The following is a 24,828-nucleotide window of genomic DNA, read 5'->3' on the forward strand; positions in this document are numbered from 1 at the left end:
AATGCGAAGAAGCGGTTTCTGTACCCGCCCCGCAGGCACCCCGGTCACTGCGGTGGGCTGAAGACCTCGAAGCGGTTGCGGCCCCCGTATTTGGCACGGTACAGGGCTGCATCGGCAGCTTGCACCAAGGTGTCAGACCCCGTCTCTGGGTGGGGTATGACACTCGCAATGCCCATGCTGAGCGTAATGACCGGCGCGGTGGGCGAGCGGGGGTGTGCCAAGGCGGCATCGTGCAGGTTTTCCATGCAGCGCTGCGCGACCGTCACGGCGTCGGCCAGGGGGACATCCGGCAGCAGCAGGACAAACTCTTCGCCGCCGTAGCGGGCGGCCACCTCGTCGGCACGCCGAATGGTGCCCTGCAGCAATTGCGCGACGCGGCGCAGGCATTCGTCGCCAGCCAGGTGGCCAAAGTGGTCGTTGTAGAGCTTGAAGTGGTCGATGTCGATCAGGATCAGGGCGAGCGGCAGGCTGTGCCGTCCGCAGCGCATCCATTCGGTGGCCAGGCGTTCGTCAAACCGGCGGCGGTTGCCGATGCCGGTCACGCCGTCGGTGGTGGACAGCAGGGCCAGCTTGGCGTTGGCCGCTGCCAGCTCTTGCTCCTTGCGCACGAGTTGGGTCACATCGGTGCGCACGCCGGCAATGCCTCCTTGGGGGGTGCGTCGCTCATCGGCCTGCACCCAGCGCCCTTCGGGCAGGCGTTGCAGCACGGCACGCTGGGCGGCGCGGTGGTCGGCCACACGTTGTGTCACCCAGGCCTCTTCATGGTCGATGGCGTCCAGGTATTGGCCTCGCTCGGCGCCGTAGCGCGCAATCTGCTCGAAAGTGCTGCCCGGCACGATCATGGGGGCTGAGATGGAATACATGCGCCGGTACTGCGCATTGCAGACCACGAGACGGTCGTCCGCGTCGAAAAGTGCAAAGCCCTCCGGCAGGGATTCGACCGCGTCCTGCAACAGTTGGCGCGCCTGAAGGGCGGCATCCTGGGCGTTTTCGAGTGCCTGGCGCTGTTCGATCAGATCGGTGATGTCCAGCCGCACCGCCACCACGTAGTTCTCAGGGGTGCGGGTTTCATAGATATTGATCCAGCGTCCGTCGGCGAGCCGTTGCACCAGCGTGGATGTGCTGCTCCCGTGTTCAGACAGGCGCTCTGCAATCCAGGCCTCCTCGCGACCCTTGGCCGAAGGGATCAGGCCCCGCTCCACCGAGTAACGCAGGATGTCAGCAAACCCTTTGCCCAGATGTTCCGCGTAGTTCATGTGCGGATACATGCGCGAGAGTTGCTGGTTGTAGAGCACCAGCCGGTCTTGATCGTCAAAGATCTCGATGCTGACGGGCAGGGCTTCGACCGCCCGTTCCAGCAGTTGCCGGATGCGCTGGCTTTCCTGGCGGGCGGTTTCCACCTTGTGGCGCTGTTCGATCAGGTCACTGATGTCCAGGCGCACACAGACGGTCATGCCCGACGGTGTGCGGCTTTCGTGCATGTGCATCCATGCGCCGTTGGGATAGTGGCGCACCTCGGCGCCCGGGCGATGCCCGCGAATGGCCAGTTCGTGGGCCAGCCACAGTTCTTCCTGCCCGCTGGCTTCGGCAGGAATTCCGTGGCGCAAGCCTTCGCGCAGAAGGTCTTCGTAGGTCTTGCCCAGTGACTGCTCTACGGGCAAGTGGGGGCGCAGGCGTGCCATCTGGTCGTTGCACAGCACCAGCCGGTCGTTCTCATCGTAGATTTCGAGCCCGGCCGGCATGGCATTGACCGCTTCGCGCAGGCTGCGCTCCGCGCGCTCCGCGTCGTGCAAGGCTTGCTTGAGCGCGCGCTCCCTGAGCACCGTGTCGGTGATATTGGTGCGCAGCACCACCACGCCCCCGGTGTCGGTGAGGCGCTCGGTGATCTGCATCCAGCGGTCGCCGTCGATCTCCTGCACCTCCGGCTTACCTGGCGAGCGGTGGCGGGCCATGCGATGGGCCAGCCAGGTCTCGGTGTCTGGGCGGGCGGCGACGATGTGACCTGACCGGGCAGCGCGGCGCAACACGTCTTCAAACCGCGTGCCGTATTGGACGGACATCGAGGTGCCTGTGCTCACCTCCAGGTAACGGGTGTTGCACAGCACCAGGCAGTCGTTGGCATCGTAGATGGCCAGTCCGTCCGGCAGGATGTCCAGGGTGGCGGACAGCTGCGTGCTGGCGCGCTGGGCGGCATCCTGGGCCTCGCGGGCCGCTGTCTCCAGTTTTTGTGCCTGTTGCGTCAGCCGCCAGTAGAGGATGGCACTGACCACCAGCCCCAGCCCCGCAGCGGCCGATGTTGCGCGGGTGACCCCATCCATGGATTCACGGGCCAGGGTCCAGGTCAGCAGCACCAGGCCGCCCGCTCCGCAAAGCCAGACCACCAGCAACGCCAGCAGGTGTCCACGCGGTGGGGTGGGGTTCATGGTGCGATGCATGCGCTAGGGCAGTTGCTGTTGGGGTTGGCGGGTGGAGCTGTCTGGCTTGATCGGTCGGAGGGTGCGCTGCGGATGTGGGGCTGTTCGCAGAAAGTCTAGCAGCGCTCCCTGTTTTCCGGTATCCGAAAATGCAGTGCTGCGGTAAACCCCCTAGACTTCGGGGCTGGCAGTTTTCTATCTTTGCCCACCCCCACTTTTTCTGGAGAACCCCCATGTTCAATGACGACCTCCATGCCGATGCCAGAGCGCTGTTGCCCGGCCGCGCCACCGATGCGGGTGCCACCCGCCGCACTGCACTGCAGGCCGCGCTGGGACTGGGTTACGCGGCTGCTGCTGCGCCCGTCATGGCCCAGACGGCCATCGCCACGCCGGCAGACGGACTGACGGCCGGAGAGGTGAGCTTCATGGTCAATGGTTTCAAGGTGCCGGCCTACCGCGCCGCGCCGGCCGGCAAGACGGGATTGCCGGTGGTGCTGGTGATTCAGGAGATTTTTGGCGTACACGAATACATCGCCGACACCTGCCGCCGTTTTGCCAAGGCGGGTTACCTTGCCATTGCCCCGCAGCTGTATGCGCGCCAGGGCGATGCCTCTTCTTACACTGAAATCGCCAAGCTCATGGCCGACGTGGTGGCCAAGGTGCCCGATGCCCAGGTGATGGCCGACTTGGATGGCGCCGTGGCCTGGGCGGCTGCCAATGGCGGCGACGCCGCGCGTGTGGGCATTACCGGCTTTTGCTGGGGCGGCCGCATCACCTGGATGTATGCCGCGCATGGCCCGGTGAAGGCGGGGGTGGCCTGGTATGGGCGCTTGGTGGGGCAGGCCAGCGAACTGACCCCCAAGCACCCGATTGATATCGCGCCCATCCTCAAGGCGCCGGTCCTGGGCCTGTATGGCGAAAAAGACACCGGCATCCCCCTTGACACGGTTGATAAGATGAAAGTCGCCTTGGCCAGCGGCTCCGCGCAGGCCAAGGCGTCGGAATTTGTGGTGTACCCCGATGCGCCCCATGCCTTCCATGCCGACTACCGCGCCAGCTTCCGCAAGGAAGCGGCCGAGGACGGCTGGAAGCGGGCGCTGGCCTGGTTCAATAAACACGGCGTGGTTTGATCACCACGGCCTCCTGCCGCATCCTGAGCCGCCCCGATGGGCGGCTTTTTTTACCCTTGCGGCAGGGCATGAAAATTTGAAGTAAAAACAAGCCCTAGCGCTTATCCATAAAGCACAAGAAGCTATGACTTTGGTAGCAATTCTCCTGGCCACCCTGGCCGCTGGTATTGGCAGCGTGTGGCTGGCCGCGCTGCTCATGCGGCTGGGCCTGGGCGGGCGGGGCGACAGTGTGGGCCCCCAGCACCTGCTCAGCCTGGCGGCGGGCGCCTTGCTGGCCACGGCCTTCATGCACCTCTTGCCCGAGGCGTTTGAAAGCCAGGCCGGTGCGCACGACCTGTTTGCCACGCTGCTGGTGGGCTTGGTGTTCTTCTTTTTGCTCGACAAGGCCGAGCTGTGGCACCACGGGCATGAGCACAGCCATCCTGAGCCCGCAAAACACGACCCTGCCCACGGGCATGCGCATTCCCATGCCGGGCACGAAGGCCATGACCATGGCCACGCGCACCACCACCACGGCCCGCGCGCGGGCGGCTGGGCGGTGCTGACGGGCGACAGCGTGCATTGCTTTGGCGATGGCATCCTGATCGCCTCGGCCTTCATGGCGGACATCCGCTTGGGCGTGATCGCCGCCGTGTCGGTGCTGGCGCACGAGGTGCCTCACCACATGGGCGATCTGGTGGTGCTGCGCCAAAGCAGCCCCAACCGGCGCATGGCGCTGGTCAAGGTGTCGCTGGCAGGTGCCGTGACGGCGCTGGGCGGGGTGGTGGGCTACTTTCTGGTGGGTCAACTGCACGATTTCCTGCCGTATTTCCTGGCCGTGGCATCGAGCAGTTTTGTGTACGTGGCGCTGGCCGACCTGATCCCCCAGCTGCAAAAGCGCCTGACAGCGCGCGAAACCATTGCGCAGATCGCCTGGCTGATCGCCGGCATGGTGGTGGTCACGCTGGTGAGCGGGGCTGCGCACAACCACTGAGACTATCCACGGGGTTGGGCGGCCCCAGGCTCAGCCCGTGCGCAGCGCCCGGGTCAGAAACTCCAGGCAGTCCTGCACCAGCGGGGGCCGCGCATCTTGGGCGGCATGCACCATGAGCGCCACCTTGCGCGAGATCACCGGGGCCTGCAGCGGGCACACCTTCACGGCGCCTTCGTGCAGGCTGTGGGTGTACAGCCGCGAGATCACGCCCACCGCCAGCCCGCAGCGCACCAGGCTGTAGAGCGACTCGCTGTACAGCAGCTGGTCGGCACGCGCCAGATCGGCCCCATGCTGGCGCAAGGTGGCCATGGCCAGCTCGTAGGTGCTGCCGCGTGCAAACAGTGCCAGCCGCTCACCTGCCAGGTCTTGCCAGGTCAGGCGTGCACGGTGTGCCAGCCGGTGGCCTACGGGCAGCACCGCCACCAGGTCGTCTTGCGCCACGGCGATGGCTTCGATCTGCGGCGGCAAGTCCAGCGCCACACCCAGCGCCAGGTCCACTTCGCCGCGCTGCAGTGCGGCCAGCAGGTCGTCGTTGAGCGGGTCGTACAAGCGCAGGTCCACATCGGGGTGCTGCGCCAGCCACTGCCGCAGGGGCTCGGCCAGCAGGTGCATGGCCGAGGGCAGGGCGGCCACGCGCAGGACGCGCTTGCCATCGTGCAGCGTGCGAAACAGCCCATCCACCCCTTGCTCGTAGCCATTGATGAGTCGCTCGACCTGCGGCAGCAGCAGGGCACCCTGCGGGGTGAGGCGCACATGGTGCGTGCTGCGCTCCAGCACCGGGGCGCCCAGCACGGCCTCCAGCTCGCGGATGGAGGCCGACAGCGCGGGCTGCGTGAGCGACAGGGCCTCAGCCGCCTGCCGAAAGCTCATGGCCCGGGCCACCGCCTGAAAGCTGCGCAACTGGCGCAGCGTGGGGGTGCGATGTGTGGGCGAGGGCTCGGTTGCGGAATGTGTTGCCGGGGTCTTGCTCATAAATTGCTTTTATTGCGCCATCAAATTAAATCACTTCCGTTATCACCCTGCGCTGCATAGCATGCGGCCATGCCCACCTTTGTTGCGCCCGCAGACCCGCTGTACACCTTTCTCCATGCCCTGCCCAAGGTCGAGCTGCACTGCCATTTGCTGGGCACCGTGCGGCGCGAGACGTTCACCCACCTGGTGCGCCGGGCAGGCGCGGCCATCAGCGATGCCGAGATCGAGGCCTTCTACACCCGGGGCGAAAAGCCCGTGGGCGTGCTGCGGGTGCTGCGTGCGCTGGACGCCGAACTCATCCGCAGCCCCGACGACCTGCACCGCCTGACCTACGAATACCTGCAGGATGCCGCTGCGCACCAGGTGCGCTATGCCGAGTTCTTCTGGAACCCCACGGGCACCGCCCAGCAGTCGGGACTGGCCTATCCGCAGGCGCTGGGCGGCATCGTGCGCGCCATTGCCGATGCCGAGGCCGACTTCGGCATCACCGGCCGTTTGATCGCAGCGATTGACCGCGAGGCCCCGCCCGAAGCTGCCACCGAGATGGTCGAATGGGTGCTGGCCCATCGGCGCGACGAGGTGATTGGCATTGGCATTGATTACCGTGAGGTGGACCACCCGCCCGAGTGGTTTGCTCCGGCCTATGCGCTGGCGCGCCGTGGGGGCTCAAGACCACTGCCCATGCGGGCGAATTTGGCATGCCCTGGAACAACGTGCGCACGGCCATCGATGTGTTGCAGGTGGACCGCATTGATCACGGCTACACGGTGCTCGACAACCCAGCCCTGGTGCGCGAATGCGCCGACCGGGGCATCGTCTTCACCGTGGTGCCCACCAATTCGTACTACCTGCGCACGCTGGCCCCTGAGCGCTGGGCGCTGGACCACCCCATCCGCCGCATGCCAGCGGCGGGCCTGCGCATCCATCCCAACACCGATGACCCCACGCTGCACCACGTGAACCCCACACAGGCCTGGGCCATGATGGTGCGCGACTTTGGGTTTGGCGCGGCCGACCTGCGCGGCTTTCTCGTCAACGGCCTGGATGCCGCCTGGATCGACGATGGCACGCGCCGTGCGTGGCGTACGCAGTGGCTGGCGGCGTTTGATGGGCATTTGGCGGCCGCCAGTCCTTTTTCTGTTGCACCCCTCTGAAGGAGTCTTCGCATGTTCACCCCACCTTCGTTTTTGTTGCCACGGCGCGTCGCCTTGCAGCTGTTTGCCGCGCTGCTGGCCGGGGGCACTGGCGTGGCCGCGCAGGCGCAGCCCGCCTGGCCAGCGGCCAAGCCCATCACGCTCATCGTGCCGTTCAGCGCCGGGGGCAGTGTGGATGTGACGGCGCGCCTGATTGCCCAAAAGCTGGCCGAACGCCTCAAGCAAAGCGTGGTGATTGAGAACGTGGCGGGCGCTGGTGGCGTCATCGGCATGGAAAAAGGCGCCAAGGCCGCGCCGGATGGCTACACCCTCGTCCTGGGGGCCGACAGCCCCGCCGCCATTGCGCGGCTGGTGAACCCGGTGGCGGTGCGCTATGACACGCTCAAGGACCTGGCCCCCGTGGGACTGGTGACCACCGCCCCCATGGTGATCGTGGCGCGCCCTGGCTTGCCGGCCAACAACCTGGCCGACGTGATCCGCCTGGCGCGCGAAAAGCCGGGGCAGTTGAGCTACGCCACGTCGGGTGTGGGCACCGTGCTGCACCTGGCCATGGAACGCGTCAAGGACCAGAGCAAGACCTTCATGGTGCATGTGCCCTACCGGGGCGGCGCCCAGATCGTGACCGATGTGGTCGGCAACCAGGTGGACCTGGCCGTGCTCATCAGCGTGACGGCGGCGCCGCACATCCACAGCAAGAAGCTCAAGGCCATTGCCCTGACGGACGGCCAGCGCCTGCCTTCGCTGCCTGATGTGCCGACCGTGGCCGAGACCGCAGGCTTCAAGGGGTTTGACATGGTCTCGTGGACGGGCCTGTTTGCCCCCGCGCAAACGCCCCCCGCCGTGGTGGAACGCCTGAACCGCGAGCTGGGCGAAGTGCTGCGCATGGACGATGTGCGCGCCAAGCTGGCCGATGGCGGGGCCGTGCCCGGCAAGGGCAGCGCGCCCGAGTTTGCGCGGTTTGTGCAGACCGAAAGCGCTCGGTATGCGGCCATCGTGAAGGCTGCAAACATCAAGGAATAGCCTGCGGACGGGGTCGTGGCTGAACGGCCTTGCGCCCCGTGGTTCTTGATTCAGGTCAACGGGACGTTGGGCGGCCGGGCCATCGGGGCCGTTGCGGCAAGACAAGGACAGGTGTCTGTGCCATGCTGATTGGATGACACCAGCCGACTCAGTCTCTGCCTCTCTCCACTCGCCCTCGATTCGTCTGGGCCTGCTGGCGCAACCCACGCGGTTTCTTTTCTTCACGGGCAAGGGCGGGGTGGGCAAGACCTCGTTGTCCACCGCTGCGGCCATCGCCTTGGCAGACGCCGGGCGGCAGGTGCTGCTGGTCAGCACCGATGCGGCCTCCAACCTCGATGAAATGCTGGGCGTGCCGCTGTCCAACCAGCCGGTGGCCGTGCCCGGGGTGCCAGGGCTGCACATGCTCAACATCGACCCCGACACGGCTGCCGAGGCCTACCGCCAGCGTGTGCTGGCGCAACTGGAGGCCACGGCCACCAGCGACGAGCGTGCCACGGTGCGCGAACAACTCTCGGGCGCCTGCACCACCGAGATCGCTGCGTTCGACGAATTTGCCGCGCTGCTCGCCAGCGAGGGCAGTGACATCGGCCATGTGTTCGACCACGTGGTGTTCGACACCGCGCCCACCGGCCACACGCTGCGCCTGCTGAGCCTGCCCAAGGCCTGGACCGGGTTCCTGGCGGGCAACGACCGGGGCGCCTCGTGCCTGGGCCCGCACTCGGGGCTCAAGATGCAGGAGGCCCGCTTCAACGCCGCCCTGGCCGCGCTGAGCGACCCAGCCCTCACCACCGTGGTGCTGGTCACCCGCCCCGACCCTCGCCCCATGCAGGAGGCCGCGCGCACGGCACTGGAGCTGCGCGCCCTGGGCCTGGCCAACCAGCGCCTGGCCATCAACGGCGTGTTCCATGCCAGCCGCCCGGGACAGGACGCCGTGGCCGACGCCATCGAAGCGCTGGGCCGCGAAGCCATGGACCAGATGCCCGATGCCCTGGCGCAGCTGCCGCGCGACGAGGTGCCGCTGCGCGCCTTTGACACCGTGGGCCTGCCCGCGCTGCGGGCGTTGCTGGGCGGTGGTTCAGTGACCCAGGCCGGCACCGCCGTGAAAGTGGACGTCGCGTTGCAGGCCGAGCCGCTGTCAGCGCTGGCCGATGCGCTGGCCGCCAAGGGCCACGGCCTCATCATGGTGATGGGCAAGGGCGGCGTGGGCAAGACCACCATTGCCGCCGCGCTGGCCGTGGGCCTGGTGCAGCGCGGGCACAGTGTGCACCTCACCACCACCGACCCGGCGGCCCATGTGCAAAGCCAGCTAGACGGCAGCCTGCCCGGCCTCAAGGTGGGGCGCATCGACCCGCAGGTGGAGACCCAGGCCTACATCGACAAGATCATGGCCACGCGCGGCAAGGCGCTGGACGACGCGGGCCGTGCCCTGCTGCTGGAAGACCTGCAGTCGCCCTGTACCGAAGAGGTGGCGGTGTTCCACGCCTTCAGCCGCGTGGTGAACGAGGCACGGAGCGCTTTTGTGGTGCTGGACACCGCGCCCACCGGCCACAGCCTGCTGCTGATGGACGCCACCGGCGCCTACCACCGGCAGATGACTCAGCAGTACGAAGGCCGCGCTGGCGGCGCTATGGCCAAACACATCATCACGCCGCTCATGCGCCTGCAGGATGCCGACATGACCCATGTGGTCATCGTCACACTGCCGGAGGTGACGCCAGTGAGCCAGGCGGCGGCCTTGCAGGACGACCTGCGCCGCGCCCGCATCGAGCCCTGGGCCTGGGTCATCAACAAAAGCGTGGCGGCCACAGGCACCTCAGACCCCTTGCTCCAGGCGCGCCTGGTGGGCGAGCAACAGCAGGCCGCACGCATTGCCAACGGCCTGGCGCAGCGCACCTATGTGCTGCCCTGGCTGGCGACGCCGCCGGTGGGAGTGGAGGCGCTGGGCCAATTGGCCACAGATCCTTTGTCTGAGGGTGTTTGAATGCTACTGAATTTGTAGCTATTGACGCTTTATGGATAAGCGCTAGAGGCCAAAAAAGACCAAAAATCAGCGCGCCAGCTCTTCCCGCACGGCCGCGACCTGCCGGCGTGACACCGCCAGCAGCTCGGTGGACCCCTGCAGCCGCACGGCCCAGCCTTCACCTTCTTCGGGGTCGTAGTGTTTTTCCAGTGCCCGCATGGCGCGCCTTGCCACCAGGGCATTGCGGTGGATGCGCATGAAGCGCGGGGCGAATTTGGTTTCGATCTCGCTCAGTGATCCATCCATGATGTAGCTGCGCGTGGTGGTGCGCACCGTCACGTATTTTTGCTCGGCCTTGAAGTACAGCACCTCGGCCAGGGGCAGGCGTTCGGTGCGGCCCCGGTCCTGGATCAGCAGCGTTTCCCCTTCGGGTGCGCCCTGGGTCGCACTGGGTGCGATGGTGCGGCTGCTGCGTTGTGCCTTGACCAGGGCCTGCTGAAGGCGTTCCCGGCGCACGGGCTTGGTCAGGTAGTCCACGGCATCCAGCTCGAACGCGCTCACGGCGTGGTCGGCATGGGCGGTCACAAACACCACGGCGGGGGCTGGGGCAGGGTCTGCAGGGTGTGGGCCAATGCCAGGCCGTCTTGGCCGGGCATGTGGATGTCCAGCAGTACCAGGTCGAAGGCACGGCCACCTGTGGGGCTCAGCAGTGCCATCGTTTCGGCCGCGTTGGAAGCCTCGGCCACCATGCCACGCGGTCCGCCAGCGCCCTCGGCGCAGTCAGACAGCAGGGTGCGCAGGCGGCTGCGCGCCAGCGCTTCGTCGTCAACGATGAGGATATTCATGGTCGGTGGTGTTGGGGGTGTCTGCAGAAGGCATGGCGCCACGGCGGGCGGTGTCCCGGCGGCCGTTGGTAGGGCTGGAAGGGGGGCGAGAGCGGGTTGTCAGGTCGGTGGAGGGCAGGGTGATGCGCACCTGGTACAGGCCGTCCTGCACACCCGCCGTGAATTCGCCCTGCACATCGTGCAGCAAGGCCAGGCGTGCGCGCACGTTGGCCAGCGCAATGCCGTGGCCCTTGGTGGCCGGGTCATCGACTTTGCTATGTTTTTTGCCTTCCTTGGGCGGCAGGGTGTTGGTGATGCGCACCACCACCCGGCTGCCACGCAGTTCGGTCAGCACCCGCAGCTTGCCACCGCGCGCGCTGGGCTCCACGCCGTGCTTGACGGCGTTTTCCACCAGGGGCTGCAGCAGCAGGGGGGGCAAGCGGGCGCTGTCGGTGCGGGGGTCCAGGTTCCATTGCACCTGCAAGCGTTTGCCAAAACGCACTTCTTCGATGGCGAGATAGCGGCGCGCCAGCGTAATCTCCTCGGCCAGTGTGGTGGATTCACCCTGCTCGATGAGCGCCACGCGGAACAGGTCGGAGAGGTCTTCCAGCAGTGACTCGGCCTTGGCGGGTTCTTCGCGCACCAGGGCGATGGCGCTGTTGAGGGTGTTGAACAAAAAATGCGGGCGGATGCGCGACTGCAACTCGGCCAGCCGCGCCGTGGTAGCGGCCGGGGTGCGGCCCCGGGCGCGCAGCACCAGCGCTGCCACCAGCATGGCGGCCAACAGGGCCCCGGTGGCCGCGCTCGCCAGCCAGGGCGGCGAGGTTGCCATGCCCACCAGCGCCAGCATGGCGCAGGCATAGGCCCCGGCCAGGGCGCCCAGCAGCACCCCAGCGACAAATTGCTGCGCCATGGAGAGGCGCTGCAGCACGGTCTTGAGGCTGCAGGCCGTGACCAGCCACACCAGCGTGGCGGGCAGGGCCCCCCCGTCAGCAGCGCCAGGCTGGCCAGCCATTCAAAGGGGTTGTGGGCCCCGTACATGGCCCCCACGCCCATCACCAGTTCGACAAACAACACGGCCCGCAGTACCACGCCGACCTGGCAGGCGTCGAACACCAGCGCCCGTCCACGGGGCTGCTGGGGGTTGCGCCGGGGGCCCTTGGCGGGGGCTGAATCCTGCGGCGCAGGCGGGGTCGATAAAATTTGGGTGTTTTGCATTGCGGCATCCGGGAAGTCCGGGTGTCTGAACCACCGGATTATTGCCCTCCTTATGTCCAAAGCCCAAGCCACCAGCGCTGCGTCTGCGCCTTCCCACAACCAGCTTGACACCAAGGCCCAGGCCTGGTCGGCGCTGTTCTCCGAGCCCATGAGCGACCTGGTCAAGCGCTACACCTCCAGCGTGTTCTTCGACAAGCGCCTGTGGCAGGCCGACATCGCGGGCAGCCTGGCGCACGCCGAGATGCTGGCGGCGCAAGGAATCATCGGGGCGGAAGACCACGCCTCCATCCAGCGCGGCATGGCGCAGATCACCTCCGAGATCGAGTCCGGCGCGTTTGAATGGAAGCTGGACCTGGAAGACGTGCACCTGAACATCGAAGCCCGCCTGACCCAGCTGGTGGGCGATGCCGGCAAGCGCCTGCACACCGGCCGCAGCCGCAACGACCAGGTCGCCACCGACGTGCGCCTGTGGCTGCGCGGCGAGATTGACTTGATTGGCGACCTGCTGAAAGAGCTGCAGGTGTCGCTGGTCGACGTGGCCGAGCAGAACGTCGAGGTGATCCTGCCCGGCTTCACCCACCTGCAGGTGGCCCAGCCCGTGAGCTTTGGCCACCACATGCTGGCCTATGTCGAAATGTTTGCGCGCGATGCCGAGCGCATGGCCGATGTCCGCCGCCGCACCAATGTGCTGCCGCTGGGCAGCGCCGCGCTGGCCGGCACCACCTACCCGCTGGACCGCGAGCGCGTGGCCAAGACGCTGGGCATGGTGGATGCGCAAGGCGCCCCCATGGTCTGCCAAAACAGCCTGGACGCCGTGAGCGACCGCGACTTCGCCATCGAATTCACCGCCGCCGCCAGCCTGTGCATGGTGCACGTCAGCCGCTTGAGCGAAGAACTCATCATCTGGATGAGCCAGAACTTCGGCTTCATCCGCATTGCCGACCGCTTCACCACGGGCAGTTCAATCATGCCGCAGAAGAAGAACCCTGACGTGCCCGAACTGGCGCGCGGCAAGACCGGCCGCGTGGTCGGCCACCTGATGGGGCTGATCACGCTGATGAAGGGCCAGCCCCTGGCCTACAACAAGGACAACCAGGAAGACAAGGAGCCGCTGTTCGATACCGTGGACACGCTCAAGGACACGCTGCGCATTTTTGCTGAAATGGTCGGCGGCCAGTTGAACCCTGCCACGGGTAAGAAAGAGGGCGGCATCACGGTCAACCCGCAGGCCATGGAACAGGCAGCGCTCAAGGGCTACGCCACCGCCACCGACCTGGCCGATTACCTGGTCAAGAAGGGCCTGCCCTTCCGCGATGCGCACGAAACCGTGGCCCACGCCGTCAAGGCCGCCCAGTCCCATGCGTGCGACCTGTCGGAGCTGCCGCTGAACGTGCTGCAGGGCTTTCACCCCCAGATCGAAAAGGACGTGTACGAGTGTCTGAGCCTGCGTGGCTCGCTCAATGCGCGCAACACGCTGGGGGGCACGGCGCCCGCCCAGGTGCGTGCCCAGCTGGCCCGCCACCGGGCACGTCTGGCCTGAGGCCATCGCTTGATCAATCGGCCGGCTGTGCTGGCCTGATTTTTGCACCGTATCTTGACCATCTACCCTGGAGCTTTGCCATGAAGACTTCCCGCCGCAGCTTGCTGTCCCGCCTTGTGCGCACCAGTGCTTTTCTGGGGGCCGCCCTGACCGTGGGGTTGGCCTCGGCCCAGTCGCCCAAGCCGATTCGCCTGCTGGTGGGGTTTCCGCCCGGTGGGGGGTCGGACGCCATCGCCCGCACCTTGAGCGAAAAACTCAAGGACGAACTGGGCGTGCCCGTGGTCGTGGAAAACCGGCCCGGTGCCGGGGGGCAGATTGCCGCCCAGGCCCTCAAGGCGTCTGCAGCCGACGGCACCACGCTGTTTTTGACCCACGATCACACCATCTCCATCCTGCCCCAGGTGGTCAAGAACCCTGGCTATGAGCCCGCACGCGACTTTGTGCCCGTGGCAGGTTTTGCCACCTTCGTGAATGCGTTTGCAGTGTCGGGCGGCACACCCGCCAAGTCGTTCACCGAGTACGTCAGCTGGATCAAGACGGCGGGTGGTGGCAAGGGGGCGGTGGGCATTCCTGCACCCGCCTCCACGCCCGAGTTTCTGGTCAAGCTGGTGGGGCAGAAGTACCAGGTGGATCTGGTCTCGGCCCCTTACCGAGGCAGCGCGCCCATGATGGCGGACATGCTGGGCAACCAGATTGGTGCGGGCGTGGCCTCGGTCCAGGATTTCATCGAGAACCACAAGGCGGGCAAGGTGCGTGTGGTAGGCGTGCTGGGCACCAAGCGCCAGGCGGCATTGCCGGATGTGCCCACCTTCGACGAGATGGGCCTCAAGGGCTTTGAAGACTTGCCGTATTACGGCATCTACGCCCCCACGGGTACGCCCCAGAAGTTCATCACCGACTTCTCCAGCGCCATGGCCAAGGTGGTGGCCATGCCGGATGTGCGCGATCACCTGACGGCCATGGGCCTGACCGTGGGCTACATGTCGCCCCAGCAGTTGGCCACGCGTGAGAAGGCCTACACCGAAGCCTGGACGCGCATCATCAAGACCAGTGGTTTTGTGGCGCAGTAGTCTGGGGACCGGCCTGCGTGGTCATGCGGTCGGATGCCGCTGTGCTCCAGGGTTCCTGAAAACCTTCGATTTTCAGTAATTCAAGTGAAAATAGCCGCCAGCGCTTATCAGTAAAGCGCTGGTAGCTATTTTATTTGTAGCAAGCATCGGGCAATGTGCCCTTGGCCTCCCGGCCCCGCTCTGCGGTCAGAGCATGGTCTCGCGCTGCTGCTCGGCGCGCGAAGCGCCAATGGCGGTTTCCACCTTCTTGATTTCTTCGGGCGGTGGCAACACAGCAGGCATGCCCAGGGCCTGAATGGACAGCTCGCGGCACCAGCCCTTGGTGTGGTACAGGTGGTGGTCTTCGTCTTTTTCGACGGCCTTGTGCGCCACTTTGAGGGTGTGGCCCACATCGCCCGTGGCCACCTTGGCTACTTGGCCCAGCAACTCCCAGTTGGCGTGGTCCTTGGTTTCTGCATGCACCACGCACTCGCAGGCCACCAGCTGTGCGGCGTCGGGCGCGCCAGACTTCTTGGCCAATTGCATCGCCTGCACCAGTGAAGCACCGATGTGCTTGACCACGGCCCGCGTGGGCGACTGGGCGTCAGGGTCGAGCCCCAGCGCATCGCAGATGCCGCGCACCACGTTCTGGTGCGCCAGCGTTTCTTCCAGATAACCTTCCCATTCCTTCTTCAGGTCCGGGTTCACGGCGCAGGTCAGGGCGGTGCGGTATACCTGCTCGCCGCCGAGTTCGGTCTCCATCATCTGCAGCACCAGGTCGTCCAGTTGATGGCTGTCGTAGTGGCTCTTGGGCATGGGGGCTCCTTCGGTGGTTGGGTGGGTGAGGGAAATGTGCGCAGGCGTTCAGGCCAGAGTGCGAACCTTGGCTTCGCGGTCCCATTGGCGTGTCTGGGCGGCGGCGATGAAGCCCTGGGCGTCTGCCGGGTCCACCACGCCCGCATCGGGCTCAATGCCGCCAGCCTGCAGGATGGCCTGGGTGCCCTTGCAGGCGGCAATGGCCTTGAGGTGGCCGAACGCATCGCGGAACCAGTCCACGGCCGCCGCCTCTTTGGCCAGCTGTGCGCCCATGTCGGGCGACAGGACGGAGGCCACCGCGTCAAACACCACCGATGGCGTACCCGCCAGCTGACCATCCGCAGGCAGCAGCGTGCCGTCCTTCAGCAAGGCACCGCCCACCTTGGGCGCCACGATCTTCACGGTGGCGCCGGCCTTCTCCAGCGCCTTGCGCAGGTTGGCCACCGAGGTGCCGTTCGATCCATCCGCCACCAGAATGCCGATCGAGCGGCCCTGCAGTGTGGGCTTCATGCGGTCGATGATGCGCAGGGCGGGCGAAAGGGGCAGGTCTTGCACGGGCTCGGCGGCGGGTGGGGCCGGGGGCAGCGCCTGCAGCCCCAGGCCATCGGCAACGCGCTGTGCCAGCTCGGGGTCCACGTGCAGCAGGTGGCCCACCACGGCTTCGCGCACATGGGGTGTGCCCACCTTGGACAGCTCGAACACCAGCGCCGAGGCCATGTGGGCCTGCTCTAGCGGGCTCTGGCTGCGGTAGAACATGCGCGCCTGGCTGTAGTGGTCGGCAAAACTCTCGGGGCGGATGCGCCCTTTTCCCCGGCCATCGCCATCGTCGGCCTGTGCAAAGTGGCGAAAGCCTTGTGCCAGCGAGGCGCGGGGCGCGTCCGGCTGAAGGCTGCTGGGCTCGTAGTTGACGCGGCCTTTGAGCGCCTGTACCTGCATTTGCATGTGGCCATCGCGCTGCAGGTTGTGGAACGGGCACTTCGGGGCATTGATGGGTATCTGCGCAAAGTTGGGCCCGCCCAGGCGCGACAGCTGCGTGTCCAGGTACGAGAACAGGCGGCCCTGCAGCAGTGGGTCGTTGCTGAAGTCGATGCCCGGCGGCACATTGGCGGGGCAGAACGCCACCTGCTCGGTCTCGGCGAAAAAGTTGTCGGGCCAGCGGTTGAGCACCATGCGGCCAATCGGCTGCAGGGGCACCAGTTCTTCGGGGATGAGCTTGGTGGGGTCGAGATGATCGACCGGGAAGCGTTCGGCATCTTGCTCAGTGAACAGCTGCACCGACAACTCCCACTCGGGAAAGTCCCCCGCCTCGATGGCTTCGAACAGGTCGCGCCGGTGGTAGTCGTTGTCGGCCGATTGCAGCTTGAGGGCCTCGTCCCACACCGTGGACTGGATGCCCAGCTTGGGCCGCCAGTGGAACTTGACAAACGTGCTCTCGCCCGCAGCGTTGATCAGGCGAAAGCTGTGCACGCCAAAACCTTCCATCATGCGCAGGCTGCGCGGGATGGTGCGGTCGCTCATGGCCCACATGATCATGTGCAGGGTTTCGGGCATCAGCGAGACAAAGTCCCAAAAGGTGTCGTGCGCGCTGGCCGCTTGTGGAAACCCGCGGTCGGGCTCCATCTTGACGGCGTGCACCAGGTCTGGGAACTTCATCGCATCCTGAATGAAGAACACGGGAATGTTGTTGCCCACCAGATCCCAGTTGCCCTCAGGCGTGTAGAACTTGACGGCAAAGCCACGCACGTCGCGCGGTGTGTCTACCGAACCCGCACCCCCGGCCACGGTCGAAAAGCGGGTGAACACAGGGGTCTGTACACCGATGTCGGTCAGCACCTTGGCGGTGGTGTACTTTTTGAGCGAGTGCGTCAGCTCAAAAAAGCCATGGGCCGCCGTGCCCCGCGCATGCACGATGCGTTCGGGGATGCGTTCATGGTCAAAGTGCGTGATCTTCTCGCGCAGGATGAAGTCTTCCAGCAGCGTGGGCCCGCGGGGCGATGGGCGCAGTGAGTTCTGGTTGTCGGCGACTGGGATGCCCTGCTGGGTGGTCAGCACCGGGTGTTTGCCGCCAGCCTGCTGCTGCAGCTCGCCCGCGTTGCCGCGAAAGTTGTCGGACTGGGTCGATGAGGGCAGGGCAGACGGCGATTTGTGGGCCGCGCTGCGCGAGGTAGGGGGTCGTGCCATGGGCGCTCCTGGGTGGTGCGTGGGGTAAAACGAAGCCACCATCTTTGGATGCTGAGGGGGCATGGCGGGTAGGACATGGCCCCATCGGCGCGTCGTCGGGCGCGGGTGATGACGGCTTGCCCGGCGGATACGTAAGTGCATGCAACACCCACCCGGGCGACATGGCACTTTGTTACGCTTGCCGGTTCCTTCGGAGGGGATCGCGTGAACGCAAAAAAATGGATGTTGGCCGCCAGTCTGTCGCTGCTGGCCTGGGGTGCGCAGGCCCTGCAGATCGCCAGCTTCTCGCCCCAGGGCGAGGTGGCGCGCGTGCGCCAGGTGGTGGCCAAGTTCGATGCCGCTGCGGTCAACTTTGGTGACCCCAAGGCGCCAGCGCCCCTGAACCTGAGCTGCAGCGATGCCAGCGTCACCAAGGGAGCAGGCCGCTGGACCGGCGAGCGCGAGTGGGTGTTTGACTTTGAGCGCGACCTGCCGCCGGGCGTGCGTTGCACGGCCAGCGTCAAACCAGGCTTCAAATCGGCCGCTGGCGCAGAGCTGACGGGCGCTAAAAGCTATCAGTTCAATAGCGGCGGGCCGTTTGTGCAGAACCTCCGCCCCAGCACGTACGAGCAGATCGACGAAGAGCAGTTCTTTGTGCTGTTTCTCAATGGCGCCGCCACCACGGCCAGCGTGCAGGCCAATGTGTGGTGCACGGCCGAAGGCGTGGGCGAGCGCATCCCCGTGCGTTTGATCGAGGGCGCCCAGCGCGCCGAGATCCTCAAAGGCCTGGGCCTGGAGAAGGATGCCGCACGCGAGCCCCTGGCCTTTGCCACGCTCGCCTGCAACCGCCGGTTCACCTCGGGCTCGCGCATGCAGATCGTGTTCGGCAAGGGCGTGGCCACCCCCAGCGGGGTCGCCAACACGGTGGAAAAGCGCTTTGACTTCAAGGTGCGCGAGCCGTTCTCGGCCGAGTTCAGCTGCGAGCGCGAAAACGCCCAGGCAGCCTGCCTGCCAATTCGCCCCATGATCTTGTCCTTCAACGCGCCGGTGCCGCGCAAGCTGGCGGCGGCCATCCGCCTCAAATCCGGCAAGGAAACCCTCAAGCCCCAGATAGATGGGGGCGCAGAGGGCGCGCAGGGTGATGCGCTGGTCAACAGCCTGCAGTTCAGCGCCCCCCTGGCCGAGAACACCGCTTTCACCATCGAGCTGCCCAAAGACTTCAAGGACGCCTCGGGGCGCCCACTGCGCAATGCCGACAACTTCCCGCTCAAGGTGTCCACGGGCGGCATGCCGCCGCTGGCCAAGTTTGCGGCGGCGCCGTTTGGCATCGTGGAGCGTTTTGCCGAAGGCCCCGCATCGGACAACCCCCCGGCGTTGCTGCCTGTGACGCTGCGCAACGTGGAGGCCGCCCTGCGCGTGCAGGGTCTGCAAGCGGGCGTGGCGGCCGCCGCCCCACCGGCTGGCAAGGTGAGCACGCTCAAGCCCGGCACCGACGCAGACATCATTGCCTGGTTCCACAAGGTACGGCGGTATGACAGCTACGTGGTGGATCGCAAGCAGGCGCGCCAGGATGTGACGGGCCCCTTGCCCAAGGTGCTCGACGACGACAAGGAATATGTGCAGTCCCGCATGCTGTCGCTGCTGGCGGGCAAGGGCGGCGTCAAGACGCTGGACCTGCCCAAGCCCGCAAGCAACGACCCGCGCCCGTTCGAGGTGGTGGGCATTCCGCTCACGCCCGGCTTCCATGTGGTGGAGATTGCCTCGCAAAAGCTCGGCGCCTCGCTGCTGGACGACCGCCATGGCGAAGGCCGCACGATGTATGTGCGCACCTCGGCGCTGGTGACCAACCTGGGCGTGCATTTCAAGCTGGGCCGCGAAAACGCGCTGGCCTGGGTCACCACGCTCGACAAGGGCCTGCCCGTGCAGGGCGCCACGGTGCGGGTGTCCGACTGCCGCGGAAAGGAACTGGCGCAGGCCGTGACCGATGCGCAGGGCATTGCGCGTGTGGAGGGGCTCTCGTCAGAGCCGCCCGGCTGCAACGCCAATGGCGAAGAGGACGGTGGCCAGGCCTACTTTGTGAGCGCGCGCCACAAGGGCGTGGATGGCGTGGAGGACATGGCCTTTACCTGGAGCGACTGGCAGCGCGGCATCGAGCCTTGGCGCTTTAACGTGCCCACCAGCCGTGCCACCGAGCCGGACGAACGCGCCCACACCATCTTCGACCGCACGCTGTTCCGCGCGGGTGAAACCGTATCGATGAAGCACCTGCTGCGCGCTGAAACGCGCCAGGGCTTTGCGCTCTCAGCGGCGCGACCCGATAAGCTCGTGATCACCCACCTGGGCAGCGGGCAGCAGTTCACCCAGCCCCTGGCGTGGCGGGGCACAGCCACGGGAGGGCTCAGCGCGCAAAGCAGCTTTGCCATCCCGCCCGCCGCCAAGCTTGGGGTGTACCAGGTCGAGCTGGGAGGCAACGGCACGGTGAACGGCAGCCTGGCGTCGGGCTCGTTCCGCGTGGAGGAGTTCCGCCTGCCCGTGCTGGAAGGCCGCATCACCCCGGTGGAAAAGAAAGCGCTGGTGCGTGCGCGCTCAGTGCCCACCGACGTGCAGATCAACTATGTGGCCGGTGGCGGCGCCGCCAACCTGCCGGTGCGCGTGTCGGCCCTGGTGCGCGGCAAGTCCCTGCAGTTCAGCGACTACGACACCTTCAGCTTCAACCCGCCGCGCAAGCGCGAGCAGAGCAACGCCAGCAGCGACGACGAAGAAGCCACCGCCAGCCAGGACGCGCGCGTGATCGCCGACAAGCTGCCGCTCACGCTGGACAAGAACGGTGCGGGCAAGGTCACCATCGACAACGTGCCCCAGGCCCGCCAGCCGCAGGAGCTGCTGCTGGAGGCCACCTATGCCGACCCCAATGGCGAGGTGCAGACCCTTCGCAGCACGCAGGCGCTGTGGCCTGCCGGTGTGGTGGCGGGCATCAAGACCGAGGGCTGGGTGTCTGCCCGCCAGAAGATCCGCTTTCAGGCACTGGCACTGCAACACAACGGCAAGCCTGCGGCCGACACGTCGCTGCAGGTGCAAGCCATGGCCCGCATCACCACCACCACGCGCAAGCGCATGGTGGGCGGCTTCTACAGCTACGACAACCAGACCGACACCAAGGACCTGGGCACGTTGTGCACGGGCAAGAGCGACGCGCGCGGCCTGTTGCTGTGCGAATCCAAACTCGACGAGGCGGGCGAGGTGGAGCTGGTGGTCACCGCCACCGACAAGGACGGCAACACCAGCGTGGCCGCGTCGTCGGTGTGGGTCACGCGCCAGGGCGAGTTGTGGTTTGGTGGTGAAGACCATGACCGCATCGACCTGCTGCCCGAAAAGAAAAGCTACCAACCCGGCGAGACCGCCAAGTTCCAGGTGCGCATGCCGTTCCGCTATGCCACGGCCCTGGTGGCCGTGGAGCGCGAAGGCATCATCGATACGCAGGTGGTGCAGCTCAACGGGCAAGACCCGACCGTGAGCCTGAAGGTGCAGCCCGACTGGGGCCCCAACGTTTACGTGAGCGTGCTGGCCCTGCGCGGCCGCCTGCGCGAGGTGCCGTGGTACAGCTTCTTCACCTGGGGCTTCAAGGCACCGCGCGAGTGGTGGACCTCGTTCTGGTACGAAGGCAAGGAATACCAGGCGCCCACGGCGCTGGTGGATTTGTCCAAGCCCGCGTTCCGCCTGGGCCTGGCCGAGATCCGCGTGGGCACACAGGCCCACCAGATCGACGTGAAGGTGACTGCCGACAAGGAGAGCTACGCCGTGCGCGGCAAGGCCGAGGTCACCATCACCGCCACGCTGCCCGGTGGCAAGCCCGCTGCCAACGCCGAGGTGGCGCTGGCCGCTGTGGACCAGGCGCTGCTGGAGCTGATGCCCAACAACAGCTGGAACCTGCTCGAAGCCATGCTGCAGCGTCGCAGCTGGGGCGTGGAGACCTCGACGGCGCAGATGGAAATCATCGGCCGGCGCCACTACGGCAAGAAGGCGGTGCCTGCCGGTGGCGGTGGCGGCAAGTCGCCCACGCGCGAGCTGCTCGACACCTTGCTGCTGTGGGAGCCCGCCATCAAGCTCGACGCCAACGGCCAGGCCAAGGTGACGGTGCCGCTCAACGATGCGCTCACCACCTTCAAGATCGTGGCGGTAGCGGATGCGTCCACCGGGCTGTTTGGCACCGGCAGCACCAGCATCCGCGCCACGCAAGACCTGCAGATCATCAGTGGCCTGCCGCCGCTGGTGCGCGAGGACGACCAGTTCCGCGCCCAGATCACGCTGCGCAACACCACCAAGACTGCCATGAAGGTAGAGGTGGCACCGCGCGCCACACTGCTCGACCTGAAGCCACAGACCATCGACATTCCGCCCGGAGAGGCGCGTGAGGTGGCCTGGGACGTGACAGCCCCTGCGCAGCTGGCGCAAACGCGCGCCGAAGCCATCCTGTGGGAGATCGAAGCCAAAGACCAGGTCAGCGGCGCCCGCGACGCCCTCAAGGCCCGCCAGCGCATCATCCCGGCCGTACCGCTCACGGTGCAGCAGGCCACGCTGGTGCAGGTGGACGGCAGCTTCAACCTCGATGTGAACCCACCCGCCGACGCATTGCCTGGCCGAGGCGGCCTCAAGATGTCGCTGCAGCCCAAGCTGGCCGAAGGCCTGCCCGGCGTGCGCGACTGGTGGGCGCGTTACCCGTTTGCTTGCCTGGAGCAAAAGACCAGCAAGGCCGTGGGCCTGCGCGATGGCGTGTTGTGGCAGACCGTGGTGGCGCAGTTGCCCACCTACCTCGATAGTGACGGCCTGGCCAATTACTTCCCGCCGCGCGATGGCGATGCCAACCGGGGCAGCGACACACTCACGGCCTACGTGCTGGCAGCCACGCATGAGGCCGCCGCCATCAACCCCGCGTTTGCCCTGCCCGACGCTGCCCGTGCGCCGATGGAGCGTGGCCTGATTGCGTTTGTGGAAGGCCGCATTCAGCGCAATTTCTGGAGCCCGCGCAAGGACCTGGACATGCGCAAGGTGGCCGCGCTGGAGGCGCTGTCGCGCTACGGCAAGGCCCAGGGCCGCATGGTGAGCAGCATCACCATCGCGCCCAACCAGTGGCCCACGCACACGGTGATCGACTGGGTCAATGTCTTGAAGCGCGTGGCCGATGTGCCCCAACGCGACCAGCGCCTGGCCGAGGCGCTGCAGATCTTGCGCAGCCGCCTGTCGTTCCAGGGCACCAAGCTCATTTTCAGCACCGAGCAGGACGACTACTGGTGGTGGCTGATGCAAAACGGTGACGTGAACACTGCGCGCCTGATGCTGGCGGTGATGGACGACCCGGCCTGGAAGGACGACATGGGCCGCTTGGCCAACGGGTTCATCAGCCGCCAGCAGGGCGGGGCGTGGCACACCACCACGGCCAACCTGTGGGGCGGGCTGGCACTGGAGAAGTTCAGCGCCAAGTTCGAGGCCACACCCGTTTCGGGCACCACCAAGGCCAGCATGGGTGGCAACACCGCGAGCGTGGACTGGAGCAAGGTCGAGCGCGTGAAGGCCAGTGACCTCACGGGCGCCGCGCACCAGACCACCTGGTTCGGTGCGCCCGCATCGCCTGGCAACCTCAAGAACAACGACATGTTCCTGGCTTGGGGCAAAGCGGGCGGCAAAGAGAACCTGGCGGTGGCGCACCAGGGCCCAGGCAAGCCCTGGCTCACCCTGCAATCGGTGGCCGCCGTTCAGCTCAAGGCGCCGTTTGCTGCAGGCTATGCCATCACCAAGACCATCACGCCCGTGGAGCAGGCCAACAAGTCGCTGCCCGCAGGCCAATACACGCGCGGCGACGTGCTGCGCGTGACGCTGGAGGTCAACGCCAGCGCCGACATGACCTGGGTGGCCATCACCGACCCCATCCCGGGCGGTGCCACCATCCTGGGCAGCGGCCTGGGTCGCGATTCCGAGATCGCCACGCAAGGTGAGAAGAAGAGCGGCAGCGGCTGGGCTGCGTTTGAAGAGCGCAGCTTCGAGTCCTTCCGCAGCTATTACGAATATCTGCCCAAGGGCACCGTCAAGATGGAGTACACCGTGCGCCTGAACAACGCGGGTGACTTTGCGTTGCCGCCAAGCCGTGTCGAAGCCATGTATGCGCCCGAGATGTTTGGCGAGTCGCCCAATGCGCGGGTGAAGGTGCAGGTGGCCAAATAAGCCCACGCCACCACGCCATAAAGCCGTCATGCACAACCTTGCCCATCGCCCACCCCAGGCATGCATGCCATGAGCCTCAGCGTCTTTCTGGAGCTGCGGTTCTGGCTGCTGGTGGGCTTTTCACTGGTGCTGCCGGTGGGGATTTATGCGCTGCTGCTGGCAACCCGGGCGATCTCGCGCTGGGCGGTGCTGGGGTTTGGCGTGGCCTTGGTGCTGATTGCCGGCGTCGATGTGTACCTGCTGCAGTCCCTGGTGGCGCAGGCCAAAAGTACGCCTTCGCTGGCCGACGATGCCTGGTTCAGCTCCGAACTGACGATTGCGCTGTACGTCCTACCGGTGGTGTTTGGTGGTATCGGCGTCAACCTGATCTCGCACGTGTTGCTGCGGCACCTGACCGAGGCCGAGGGGCGGTTTGACCGGGAGCACTCCGATCGCTGAATCGCAAACACGTTCTTATGATTCTCCGATCCCTTCGTTTTCAGAAAGTCAACCTGCCATGATCCTGGGTCTCGCTGCCAACCGCCTGCACCACCACACCGAAGATGCGGCGCTCTTTTCCTGGTTGCGCGCCTGCGAGGCGGGCATCCGGGAACTGCAACTGGGGTTGCACGCCGTGGGCCGTACGCACGATGCCATCGTCGCTGCGGGCATGCTTCAGGGGTACCGCCCGCTGGTGCGCTACCCCTACGGGCGCGAAGGCGGGTTGATGAAAGTGGTGGCAGAGGTGGTGGGCATGGGGGAAGGACGCACGCTCGATGGCGCGATCTACCTCACCGACCCCGTGGACCCTTCTTCCATATTCCCCGAGGCGCTGGCCCTCAAGCGGCAGTGCGTGATCCACGGCAAGCCGTTTCTCTCCACCGTTGCCAGCGCACGCGACTGGATCGAGATGGAGCGCATCCACGCCGGGTTGCCGCGCGACCCGCAGGCCGACCGGTTTCATGACCATGGCACCCAGACGCTGGCCCTGATTGCGCACGACGCGTGCAAGCAGGCCATGCTCGACTTCGCCGATCGCAACTTTGATGTGCTGTCGCAGTTTCGCCACCGGGTGGCCACCGGCACCACGGGCCAGCGACTGAACGCCCTGGCCTGGAGCAAGGGCTGGCCCGACGGGCAGCCCTGGGTGCAGCGCTTTAACAGCGGGCCGCTGGGTGGCGACGCGCAGATTGCCGACCTGGTGCTGGAGCGCCGTTGTCACCGCGCCGTTTTCTTTGAGGACCCGCATGTGGCGCGCCAGCACGAGGCCGACATCCAGTTGCTGGAGCGCGCCGTGACCACCGCCACACACGACGCGGTGTGTGTCACCGTTCCGGGCGTGGCGCAGCGCTGGTGCGACGCCGTGCGCTTGCGCGCAGCGCGCTGATGGCGCTTTCATTTCT

Annotated in this window: 13 protein-coding genes and 3 pseudogenes; 10 read left to right on the forward strand and 6 right to left on the reverse strand. The window is 66.3% G+C overall.

Annotated elements, in window-relative coordinates:
* Window positions 1-44: 44 nt before the first annotated feature.
* Window positions 45-2,423, reverse strand: coding sequence for a GGDEF domain-containing protein (locus CLU85_RS07335; RefSeq protein WP_100412415.1), 2,379 nt, complete (start codon window positions 2,421-2,423; stop codon window positions 45-47).
* Window positions 2,424-2,647: 224 nt separating this feature from the next.
* On the opposite strand from CLU85_RS07335, the gene CLU85_RS07340 reads away from it, so the two are divergent.
* On the forward strand, window positions 2,648-3,544 hold the full coding sequence (locus CLU85_RS07340) for a dienelactone hydrolase family protein (protein ID WP_100409696.1): 897 nt from the start codon (window positions 2,648-2,650) through the stop codon (window positions 3,542-3,544).
* A 124-nt stretch (window positions 3,545-3,668) separates the two neighbouring features.
* A complete protein-coding gene (locus CLU85_RS07345; RefSeq protein WP_100409697.1) occupies window positions 3,669-4,517 on the forward strand; it encodes a ZIP family metal transporter in 849 nt (282 codons plus the stop codon).
* Between the two features lie 30 nt (window positions 4,518-4,547).
* On the opposite strand, the gene CLU85_RS07350 is transcribed toward CLU85_RS07345, so the two are convergent.
* Entirely contained in the window at window positions 4,548-5,489 is a 942-nt protein-coding gene (locus tag CLU85_RS07350) for a LysR family transcriptional regulator (RefSeq protein ID WP_100409698.1), read from the reverse strand.
* A 69-nt stretch (window positions 5,490-5,558) separates the two neighbouring features.
* Here CLU85_RS07350 and add point away from each other — a divergent pair.
* From add to arsA, 3 genes and pseudogenes are all read left to right on the forward strand, one after another.
* Window positions 5,559-6,643: pseudogene (add, locus tag CLU85_RS07355) on the forward strand (adenosine deaminase).
* A 12-nt stretch (window positions 6,644-6,655) separates the two neighbouring features.
* Complete coding sequence (locus tag CLU85_RS07360; protein WP_100409699.1) at window positions 6,656-7,663, forward strand: tripartite tricarboxylate transporter substrate binding protein; 1,008 nt, start codon at window positions 6,656-6,658, stop codon at window positions 7,661-7,663.
* Between the two features lie 133 nt (window positions 7,664-7,796).
* The gene (arsA, locus tag CLU85_RS07365) at window positions 7,797-9,644 is read left to right on the forward strand and encodes an arsenical pump-driving ATPase (RefSeq protein WP_232727757.1); all 1,848 of its coding nucleotides are present in this window, start codon (window positions 7,797-7,799) and stop codon (window positions 9,642-9,644) included.
* Between the two features lie 66 nt (window positions 9,645-9,710).
* On the opposite strand, the pseudogene CLU85_RS07370 reads toward arsA, so the two are convergent.
* Both CLU85_RS07370 and CLU85_RS07375 read right to left on the reverse strand, forming a co-directional pair.
* Window positions 9,711-10,468, reverse strand: a pseudogene (locus CLU85_RS07370) (LytR/AlgR family response regulator transcription factor).
* Window positions 10,449-11,665, reverse strand: a pseudogene (locus CLU85_RS07375) (sensor histidine kinase). Before CLU85_RS07375 ends, CLU85_RS07370 begins: the two co-directional pseudogenes overlap by 20 nt.
* Window positions 11,666-11,717: 52 nt before the next feature.
* On the opposite strand from CLU85_RS07375, the gene argH reads away from it, so the two are divergent.
* Both argH and CLU85_RS07385 read left to right on the forward strand, forming a co-directional pair.
* A complete protein-coding gene (gene argH, locus CLU85_RS07380; RefSeq protein WP_100409700.1) occupies window positions 11,718-13,205 on the forward strand; it encodes an argininosuccinate lyase in 1,488 nt (495 codons plus the stop codon).
* Window positions 13,206-13,285: 80 nt separating this feature from the next.
* On the forward strand, window positions 13,286-14,275 hold the full coding sequence (locus CLU85_RS07385; protein WP_100409701.1) for a Bug family tripartite tricarboxylate transporter substrate binding protein: 990 nt from the start codon (window positions 13,286-13,288) through the stop codon (window positions 14,273-14,275).
* 186 nt (window positions 14,276-14,461) lie between these two features.
* Here CLU85_RS07385 and CLU85_RS07390 read toward each other — a convergent pair whose 3' ends face one another.
* Window positions 14,462-15,070 carry a hypothetical protein gene (locus tag CLU85_RS07390; RefSeq protein ID WP_100409702.1) on the reverse strand — a complete coding sequence of 203 codons (609 nt, stop codon included), beginning with the start codon at window positions 15,068-15,070 and terminating at the stop codon, window positions 14,462-14,464.
* A 48-nt stretch (window positions 15,071-15,118) separates the two neighbouring features.
* On the reverse strand, window positions 15,119-17,251 hold the full coding sequence (locus CLU85_RS07395; protein ID WP_100409703.1) for a catalase: 2,133 nt from the start codon (window positions 17,249-17,251) through the stop codon (window positions 15,119-15,121).
* A gap of 222 nt (window positions 17,252-17,473) precedes the next feature.
* Here CLU85_RS07395 and CLU85_RS07400 point away from each other — a divergent pair, with 222 nt between their 5' ends.
* The 3 genes from CLU85_RS07400 (at window position 17,474) to CLU85_RS07410 (ending at window position 24,812) form a co-directional block, all read left to right on the forward strand.
* Entirely contained in the window at window positions 17,474-23,446 is a 5,973-nt protein-coding gene (locus CLU85_RS07400) for an alpha-2-macroglobulin (protein ID WP_100409704.1), read from the forward strand.
* 69 nt (window positions 23,447-23,515) lie between these two features.
* Window positions 23,516-23,884: a hypothetical protein gene (locus CLU85_RS07405; RefSeq protein WP_198509150.1), complete on the forward strand. Its 369-nt coding sequence runs from the start codon at window positions 23,516-23,518 to the stop codon at window positions 23,882-23,884.
* A gap of 58 nt (window positions 23,885-23,942) precedes the next feature.
* Entirely contained in the window at window positions 23,943-24,812 is an 870-nt protein-coding gene (locus CLU85_RS07410; protein ID WP_100409706.1) for a methylglyoxal synthase, read from the forward strand.
* Window positions 24,813-24,828 lie beyond the last annotated feature (16 nt).

This window comes from Acidovorax sp. 69 (genome assembly GCF_002797445.1).
In the GTDB taxonomy this organism is placed as follows: Bacteria; Pseudomonadota; Gammaproteobacteria; order Burkholderiales; family Burkholderiaceae_C; genus Acidovorax.